At 65.6% G+C, this 8460-nt stretch carries 8 protein-coding genes; 2 read left to right on the top strand and 6 right to left on the bottom strand.

What is annotated here, in order from left to right:
- From EN932_RS22070 to EN932_RS22045, 6 genes are all read right to left on the bottom strand, one after another.
- The coding region (locus EN932_RS22070; protein ID WP_164890566.1) for a sugar phosphate isomerase/epimerase at nt 1-562 on the bottom strand (562 nt) is incomplete at its 3' end.
- A 64-nt stretch (nt 563-626) separates the two neighbouring features.
- A complete protein-coding gene (locus EN932_RS22065) occupies nt 627-1565 on the bottom strand; it encodes an ABC transporter substrate-binding protein (protein WP_013529341.1) in 939 nt (312 codons plus the stop codon).
- A gap of 76 nt (nt 1566-1641) precedes the next feature.
- On the bottom strand, nt 1642-2640 hold the full coding sequence (locus tag EN932_RS22060; RefSeq protein WP_127368606.1) for a ribose ABC transporter permease: 999 nt from the start codon (nt 2638-2640) through the stop codon (nt 1642-1644).
- On the bottom strand, nt 2637-4181 hold the full coding sequence (locus EN932_RS22055) for a sugar ABC transporter ATP-binding protein (protein ID WP_127368605.1): 1545 nt from the start codon (nt 4179-4181) through the stop codon (nt 2637-2639). Before EN932_RS22055 ends, EN932_RS22060 begins: the two co-directional genes overlap by 4 nt.
- Nucleotides 4178-5557, bottom strand: a complete 1380-nt coding sequence (locus EN932_RS22050; protein WP_127384997.1) for a carbohydrate kinase — start codon at nt 5555-5557, stop codon at nt 4178-4180. The genes EN932_RS22055 and EN932_RS22050 overlap by 4 nt, the downstream gene beginning before the upstream one ends.
- A complete protein-coding gene (locus tag EN932_RS22045) occupies nt 5554-6330 on the bottom strand; it encodes a DeoR/GlpR family DNA-binding transcription regulator (protein ID WP_013529337.1) in 777 nt (258 codons plus the stop codon). Before EN932_RS22045 ends, EN932_RS22050 begins: the two co-directional genes overlap by 4 nt.
- A 192-nt stretch (nt 6331-6522) precedes the next feature.
- Between EN932_RS22045 and EN932_RS22040 the strand changes: the two genes are divergently transcribed.
- On the top strand, nt 6523-7566 hold the full coding sequence (locus EN932_RS22040) for a class II aldolase/adducin family protein (protein WP_127384996.1): 1044 nt from the start codon (nt 6523-6525) through the stop codon (nt 7564-7566).
- A 7-nt stretch (nt 7567-7573) separates the two neighbouring features.
- On the top strand, nt 7574-8460 hold an 887-nt coding region (locus EN932_RS22035; RefSeq protein WP_164890567.1), incomplete at its 3' end, for an FGGY-family carbohydrate kinase.

Genomic DNA, 8460 nt, shown 5'->3' with positions numbered 1-8460 from the left:
CCTCGATGTTCATGTGGAACGTGTCGAGATGCAGGAAGATGTTGTCCGAGCCAGTGTCCTCGATGAAGGCCAGTCCTTGCGCGGCGGTGTTGAGCAGATTGCTTTCGAAGCGGTTGACGATCTCGAGGTTGAGCGTGACGCCGGCCGCCTTGGCTGTTTCGGCAACCTTGGCCAGCGTGCCGGCACTGCGCTGCCATTGATCGCGCGTCGGCGCCTCGACCTGCAATCCGTGGCTGGTCGAGAGAATGCCGGCGACCTTCCGACCGCCGAGGTCACGCGTCAGCGCGATGGTGTCGTTGAGGATTTCGACGCCGCGCGCGGCAATTGCCTTGTCGGCGCTCGAAATATCGCCATCACCAGGCAATCCGATGCTGATCGCCACGCCGAGGCCAAGATCGGCGATGCGCCCCGCAAGCCCGCCGATGTCGACATTGGCGGGGTCGAGATAGGAGAATTCGATGAGGTCGAAGCCGGCCTCCCTGGTGTTGGCCAGCGTGCGCTCCAGATCGGCCTGAGCCGAGCTCGCCGACCAGACGAAAGAATGGATTCCAATACGCGACATCATCGTCTCCGGTGCTGACAAGGTGCGGCCGGGTCATCCCGGCCGCACCGGTCTTGGGAAGAATTTAGCGGGCTGCGGTCCAGCCCTTGTAGTCCTTCAGGTTCTCGGCCGTGATCAGCTTCGGGTCGAGCAGAACGGTCGGCTCCGCCGGCTTCTTGCCGGCCAGCAGTTCGGCCGCCATCGTCAGTGACTGGCCGGCCATCACATAGGGATCCTGCGAGGCCGAGGCCTTGATCATCGAGGTGCCGGAAGAGAGTTCCTTCTCGATATCGGGCGCGCCGTCGACGGCGGTGAAGATGAACTCCGAACGGTTGAGCTGCTTGGCAGCGAGCTGGGCGCCGATCGCCGTCGGGTCATTGATGGCAAACACCGCATCGATCTTGTCGAAGCGGGTGAGCAGCGACTGGAACACCTTCAGGCCGCCGTCGCGCGAGCCTTCGGCATTCTGGTCGTCGGAGAGGATCTTGATGTCGGGATGCTGCGAAAGCACGTTCTTGCAGCCCTTCACCCGCTCCAGGATCGACGACGATGCCGGTCCGTTGAGGATGACGTAGTCGCCCTTGCCGCCGGTATGGTCGACCAGGTACTGGCAGGCCTCTTCGCCGGCCTTGACGTTGTTGGTCATCACGGTGACGTCGGCGCCCGGCGCCGAAACGTCGAAGGCGGCAACGACGATACCTGCGGCCTGTGCCTTCTTCACCGCCGGCGCGATCGCCTTGGCGTCGACGGCATTGAGCATGATCACGTCGACACCGGCGGCGATGAACGAATCGACCTGCGAGACCTGCTTGTTGAGGTCATAGTCGGCCGATACCGAGGTCACCTCGACCTTCGGGTTGATCTTCTTGGCCGCGTCCTCGATGCCCTTGATGGTGGCGACGAAGAAGGGATTGCCGAGCAGGCCGACCGAGATACCGACCTTGTTGAGGTCCTTGGCCGAAGCAGGCGCGATGGCGAGCGACGCGAGTGCGACGCCGCAGAGCAGTTTGGCGATGGTCTTCATTGCTTTCCTCCGATTGCCCCGCGCCTCTCACGGTGCGTTACACAAACCGGTCGTTGACGCCGGCGACTAAGGTCAATCACGTTCTTGCTCCTGCCTGGAGCCTGTAGCGGTCGAGGGCGACCGCCACGATGATGACCAATCCCTTGATGATGTACTGCCAGATGTCCGAGACACCGGCCAAGATGAGCCCGTTGGAGAGCACCGCGATGATCAGGCCGCCGATCAGCGTTCCCCAGATCGAGCCGACGCCGCCGACGAAGCTGGTGCCGCCGAGAATGACCGCGGCAATGGCGTCGAGTTCGTAGGACTGGCCCAGCTGCAAGCCGTTGGCGGCGTAGAGCCGGGCCGCCGACATGGCGCCGCCGAGGCCGGCCAGCAGGCCGGAAACGCCATAGACGAAGAGCAGCACCAGCGGCACCTTGATACCGGTCAGCCGCGCCGCTTCGGCATTGCCGCCGACGGCGTAGATCCAGGTGCCGAGCACGGTGCGCTTGAGCACCAGCCAGGACAGCACCACCACCGACAGTGCGATGATGACCAGCCACGGGATGCCGAACAGCGAACCGTTGCCGATGAAATCGAACGGCAGGTCCGAATTGAACACCGTCGTGTCCTGGCCGAGCAGGCGGGCGACACCGCGCACCGCGGTCAGCGAACCCAGCGTGACGATGAAGGGCGGCAGCTTGATGTAGGCGATGAGCAGCCCGTTGACGAGGCCGAAGCCGAGGCCGACCAGAATGGCCGCCGGCACGCCGAGCAAACCCCAGTCCGGCACCAGCGATACGATCACCGCCACCATCGCCGATGCGGCGAGGATGGCGCCGACGGACAGGTCGATGCCGCCGGTGAGGATGACGAAGGTCATGCCGGCCGCCAGCACGATGTTGATCGACGACTGCTGGGTGACGATCAACAGGTTGGTCTCGGTCAGGAAGCGCGGGTTCAGGAACTGGAAGCCGGCCGCCAGCAGGATCAGCACCGGCAGCATGCCAAGGGCAGCGAAAGCCGTGCGCAACCGTCGGCTCGTGCCGGTGGCTTTGCCGCCTGCGCTGATCTCGGTCGCCTTGTCGGTCATTGCTGAGCCGCTCCCGTTGCAAGTTCCATGATTTCCTCCTGGCTTAGCGGTTCGCCTTGCGATGCCGTCACCTCGCCCGATATCGTGCCGTCGCGCATCACCAGCACGCGATCGGCGACACCGATCACCTCGGGCAGTTCGCTGGAGATCATCAGGATGGCGATGCCCTGCTTGGCGAGATTGTCGATCAGCCGGTAGATTTCCGATTTCGCTCCGACATCGACGCCGCGGGTCGGCTCGTCGAGGATGACGACCTTCGGCTCGGTCTCGAGCAGGCGGGCGAGCAGCACCTTCTGCTGGTTGCCGCCCGACAGCGAGCCGGCATTGGCCTGCACCGAACTGGTGCGGATGGAGAGATCGGCAACGGCCTTGGAAGCACGCCTTTCGGCGGCCGCGAAGTCGCGCAAGCCGCCGGCGCGCGAATCCCGCGCCAGCACGCCCATGCTGATATTGTCGGAGGTCGACATGTCGAGGAACAGGCCGAGTTCCTTGCGGTCCTCGGTCAGATAGGCGATGCCGGCATCGAGCGCCTCGCGCGGCGAGCCGATGGTTACAGGTTTGCCGTCGAGTTCCAGCGTGCCTGAAATGTGCCTGTCGGCGCCGAAGATCAGCCGCGCAAGCTCTGTGCGGCCGGAACCGACCAGACCCGCCAGCGCCAGCACCTCGCCCTTGTGCAGGTCGAACGAACAGTTTTTCAGGAGACGGCCGTCGGACATGGCGCGCACCGAGAGCGCCACCGCGCGCTTTTCGTCCGGCGGCCGATGATCCTTCTTGTAGAAAGCCGACAAATCGCGGCCGACCATCATCGAGACGAGGCGCGAGGCACTGAGGTCGGCACGCTCGAGCGTGCCGACATAACCGCTGTCGCGCAGCACGCTGACGCGGTCGGCAAGCTGGTACACCTCTTCCATGCGGTGGCTGATGTAGATGATGGCGATGCCTTGCGATTTCAGCGTCGCGATGACCTCGAACAGCCGGTCGGTCTCGCGCGAGGTCAGCGACGTGGTCGGCTCGTCCATGACGATGATACGCGCATTGGTCGATAGCGCGCGGGCGATCTCGACCAGCTGGCGCTCGCCGAGCGACAGGCTGGAGACCATGTCGCGGGCCGAAAAGGAAACGCCGAGCCGCTTGATGATCTCGCTGGCGCGCCGGGTGCACTGGTCGCGATCGACGATGCCGAAGCGTCGCGGCTCGTTGCCGAGGAAGATGTTCTGCGCCACCGTCAGATTGGGCGCCAGCGACAGCTCCTGATAGATCACCGCGACGCCGCTGGCGCGCGCCTTGATCGGATCGCCGGTCGCAGTCGGCATGCCGTCGATCAGGATCTCGCCGCCGGCATCCGGCCGATAGGCGCCTGAAAGCACTTTCATCAATGTCGACTTGCCGGCGCCGTTCTCGCCCATCAAGGCGTGCAGCTCCCCGGCATGGACGCTGAGCGAGACATCGTGCAAGGCACGGATCGCGCCGAACGTCTTGGAGATGTGCCGCATCTCCAGCACCGGCTGGCGCGCCGTCTCGGCCTGGGCAATCGCACTCATCGCGCACCTCCCACTGCCGCACCGGCGACGCCCTGGTCCATCGTGGCGTCACGCCAGTTGCTGCGATAGCCTGCCAACCCGGTGAAACGCGACGCGTGCACCGGCTCTGGAACTTCGGCGGCGAATTCGCGCCCGACGCTCTCGAAGGCGAGCGCCGCTGCACCCGTGGCGCTGCCCTCCAGCGTGGCGCCCTGCAGGAAAGCCTGGCCGGGACGCAACTGCGCCAGCAGTCCGGCCAACACACCGCCTGTGTTCAGCCCGCCATCGACGATCACCGTGTTGTTCGAATGGATGAGGTCGAGCGACAGATCGACCATCAGCGCGACGTAGAGCAGCGCCGCCGCCGCGCGTTCCTCGGCATCGGGCGTGCGCCCCACCAGCCGGCCGGACTGACTGGGCATCGGCCCGCCTGGCGCGAAGCTCGGCAGCGCCATGATGCCGGCATCGATCACCTGCTGCACCACCGGACGGGCGATCTCGCCTTGCCAGCCGCCGCTGATGGTTGCGAATTCGCGCCCGCCCATGAAGCGAATGGTCGGCACCGGGCCGCCGCCGACATCGACATTGACCAGCATGTCGCGATCCCGGTCGAGTGCGTCGAGCGGGCAATCCGGATTGAGCACGACGACCCAGGTGCCGGTCGAAACGACGGTGACCGGGCCAAGCTCCTGCCGGCGATAGGCATAGAGCGCCGCATTCGAATCATGGACGCCGTTGTGGATGGCGATCGGTCGCGCCGCAGCGTCGAGGCGGTGCTCGCCGATAACAGTGCCGGCGCGCTCGAAGCCAGGCATCCGGTCACGCCAGCCCTGCGCGTTGACCAGCGAGGAAAAGTCCTGGCTCCGCGGCGCCCACAGATGCGAATGGCAGCCGAGATAGGACACTTCCGAGACCGCCCGCCCGCCAAGGCGCCAGCTCCAGTATTGCGGATAGCCGAGGATCGATTTCGACGTAGCGAACGCGTCGGGATCGACCTCCTGCAGCCACAGCATGTGGCGGCCGTAGTTGAAGCCGAGCGGCAGCCGCGGCGAAAAGGTCTCGGAAAAGTCCGGAACGCGGCGATCGATCCGCGCGGCAATCTCGGCCGGCGGCTCTTGCTCGTAATCGAGGATCGGATGCGTCAGCGCCACTTCGTCGACCAAGGCAAAGGTGCAGCCATGGCCCGACACCATGACCCCTTCCACTCCATGACCGTCGACCGCATCGGCAACGGCGCTGAGCGCCCAATGGTGGAGCGCCGCCTCGTCGAGCACGCTGAAGACGCCTTGGCGCACCCATTTCGGCTGTGTCCGGCGCTCGTCGATGATCCGCCCGTCCTGGCCGAAGACGAACAGCTTCGAATTGGTCTTGCCGAAATCGAGGACAGCCACCTTCACTGGATGGCTCCCGAGGCTATCCGCACCATGACGCCGGCGTCCTCCAGCATGCGCGCATCGGCGTCGGAGAGACCGTCGTCGGTGACCAGCGTGCCGATGCGGGAAAGCGGCAACGCGACATTGCGCGCGTGGATCGACAGTTTGCGGCTGTCGGCCAGCACCACGATCTGGTCGGCGCAAAGGCTGAGATCGACGATCGAGCGTACCAGCAGCGGGTGCGATTCCATCACGCCTTCCTGGCCAAGGCCTTGCGCGCCGAGAAAGAATTTGGAGGCATAGAAGGGCACGGCTTGGCTGAGCGAATGGATGATGCCGGGTTCGCGATGCAGATCACCGCCCGCAACCGTCAGGCTGCAATGGCCGTGGTCGCTGAGATAGGCCGCCAGCGGCATCGAGTTGGTGTAGAGGCGGATGTTGCGCTCAGCGAGCTTGACGCCCAGATGGAAGCAGGTCGAGCCGCCATGCACGATGACGGCGTCGCCGTCGCGCACCATGGTCGCCGCGAGAGCGGCGATCTGCCGCTTGGCCTCGACCGCAAGGTCGCGGTTCTCGTCGTAGGGCCTGGCGTAGGCAACACCGGCCTGGGAAGCGCCGTCGAGCGCCGATATGCCGCCATAGACCTTCCGCGCTTCGCCGGCCTCGTCGATCCTGTCGATATCGCGCCTGACCGTCGCGGCTGAAACGCCAAGCCGCTCCTGCAACTCGCGCACCGAAGCGAACGGACGATCCCGCAACAGTTCGACGATCTGACGCTGGCGGCCGGAGTCGCTCAATTCTTTCCTCCCGGATGCCATTTTCCATGGCAATTGGCGTAACTTACTCAACATTAGTCGGATTGCAAGCGTGTTTGATGACAGTAGATCACTATTGACGTAGATCACTCGTTTCTGCGATATCAGCGCCAATTCGATCCCGGCAACGGGATTTCGCGCAGGACACGGCCGAGCCGTTGGAGGAAAAGCGCCATGGCGACCCAAGCTGACGCGCAGGAACTGGCGGCCTTGCGGGCGCTTTCGGCCAGCATCGGGCGGAGCCCGCATCTCACCCAGGCGGCAGGCGGCAACACCTCGCTGAAAGCCGGCGACACGCTGTGGATCAAGGCCTCCGGCACCTGGCTGAAAGACGCGCTGGTCGATGACATCATGGTGCCGGTGGCGATGGCGCCGCTGCTGAAAGCCGTCGAACAGCGCGATCGCGCCGCCGACCAGCCGCAGGGTTTCACCATTGCAGCGCTCAACCCGCGCGGCCTGCGGCCATCGATCGAGACCACGGTGCACGCTTTGATGCCGCAGCGCGTCGTTCTGCATGTCCATTGCGTCGACACCATCTCGCTTGCCGTGCAGGCCGATGGCGAGGCCGAGGTCGCCAAGCGGCTCGATGGCATCGAATGGGCCTATGTGCCCTATTTCCGGCCCGGCCTGCCGCTTGCACGCGGCATTGCCGAAAAACTGCGGCCTGGTGTCGACGTGCTGATCCTTGGCAATCACGGGCTGGTCGTCGCTGCCGAAACCGTCGCCGGGGCGGAGCTTCTGCTGCGCCGTATCAGGTCATTGCTGGCCCGGCCGGCGCGCGCGACCGCCGCACCCGACCTCGACGCCTTGGCCGCGCTTGCCGGCGACAGCGGCTACAGATTGCCGGCCGATGTCGAAGCGCATGCGGTTGCGCTCGACGCTGAGAGCCGCCGCATGGCGCAGGCCGGCAGCCTCTATCCGGACCACGTCATCTTCCTCGGCCAGGGCTCCGTCGTGGCGAAGCCAGGCGAGGCCGTGGCAGATGTCGTTGCACGACTGGGCACGTCGCCTGCGGCGATCCTGTTTCCCGGCGCAGGCGTGCTGATGCGCGGCGACGCCAGTGCCGGCGCCGATGCCATGCAACGCTGCCTCGCCGACGTGACGGCGCGTGTCGACATCGCCGCGCGGCTGAACTATCTCACCGCTTCCGAGAATGACGAGCTGGTCAACTGGGACGCCGAGCAATATCGCCAGAAGCTCAACGCGGCTGGCGGCTAGCATGGACATGATGCCACTTGTCATCGGCATCGACATTGGCACATCAGGTGCGCGCGCCGTCGCCATGCGCCGTGATTTTTCCATAGCCGGGCATTCGGCCGTTCCACTCGACAGGTTTGGCCGCGATGGCCGAGCCCCCACGGCGTGGTGGCAAGCGGTCAAGGCGGCGCTGACGGAGCTGCTTTCCGGCATCGACCGCACGGCGGTCCGCGCCATCGCCGTCGACGGCACCTCCGGCACGCTGCTGCCGGTCGACGCCGCCGGGCTGCCGCTGGCCGAACCGCTGATGTACAACGACAAGGTCGATGACGACGGCCTCTTGGCCGCGATCGCCCGCACCGCGCCGGCTGCAAGTGCAGCGCATGGAGCGACATCCGGCCTCGCCAAGGCCCTGCGCTTCCAGCATCTACCGGGCATTGCGGCAGTGCTGCATCAGGCCGACTGGATTGCCGGAAACTTCTCCGGCCGCTTCGACGTCAGCGACGAGAACAATGCCCTGAAGACAGGTTATGATGTCGAGGCCCGCCGCTGGCCGGAATGGATCGCGGCGACCGGAATGCGCATGGAGTTGCTGCCGCGCGTAGTCGTGCCGGGCGAGGTCACGGGCGCCCTCACCGCGGAAGCCGGGGAACTGTTCGGCTTGCCGCGCGATGTGGCCGTCGTCGCCGGCACCACGGATGGCTGCGCCTCGTTCCTGGCGACCGGTGCCGCCGCGATCGGCGACGGGGTCACTGCGCTGGGATCCTCGCTGACCATCAAGATCCTGTCCGACCGGCCGATTTCGGCGCCGCGCTTCGGCATCTACAGCCACCGGCTCGGCAACGCCTGGCTGGCGGGCGGTGCCTCGAACTCAGGCGGCAAGGTGCTGGCCCAGCACTTTCCGCTCGCCCGTAT

This window comes from Mesorhizobium sp. M7A.F.Ca.US.002.01.1.1, from assembly GCF_004022955.1.
Classification (GTDB): domain Bacteria; phylum Pseudomonadota; class Alphaproteobacteria; order Rhizobiales; family Rhizobiaceae; genus Mesorhizobium; species Mesorhizobium ciceri.
The sequence above is the reverse complement of the archived record's forward strand: the minus strand, read 5'-3'. Positions and strand labels throughout refer to the sequence as shown.